Source organism: Stenotrophomonas sp. SrG (assembly GCF_050031795.1).
Lineage (GTDB): Bacteria > Pseudomonadota > Gammaproteobacteria > Xanthomonadales > Xanthomonadaceae > Stenotrophomonas > Stenotrophomonas rhizophila_A.
In genome coordinates this window covers 1-232 of the sequence record NZ_JBNBBE010001574.1, presented here as the reverse complement: position 1 = coordinate 232, position 232 = coordinate 1, and the positions used below count along the sequence as shown (strand labels likewise).

At 63.4% G+C, this 232-nt stretch carries 1 protein-coding gene; it reads left to right on the top strand.

Annotation, left to right across the window (positions count from 1 at the left end; all coding sequences use genetic code 11):
• Window positions 1-47: 47 nt before the first annotated feature.
• Window positions 48-232: hypothetical protein (locus ACQG3P_RS24660; protein WP_426806517.1), on the top strand; the 185-nt coding region annotated here is incomplete at its 3' end.

Below are 232 nucleotides of genomic sequence, written 5' to 3'. Positions count from 1 at the left end.
TTGGCCTGAACAGTCGTTTGATCCATGACCTTGAAGAGGATTACACCGTGCCCAAGAAGCAGAACCTTCGCATCAACGTGCTGGCAGCCGCCGTGCTGTCGCTGTCCGTGGGCGCCAGCGCCTTTGCCGCCGGTTTGCCGGTCAAGGAACCGGCGAAGCAGGCCAGCACCGCCCTGCAGGGTTCCGAACGCATCATCGTCAAGTACCGCACCGGTCCCGCTGCGGCCTCCGA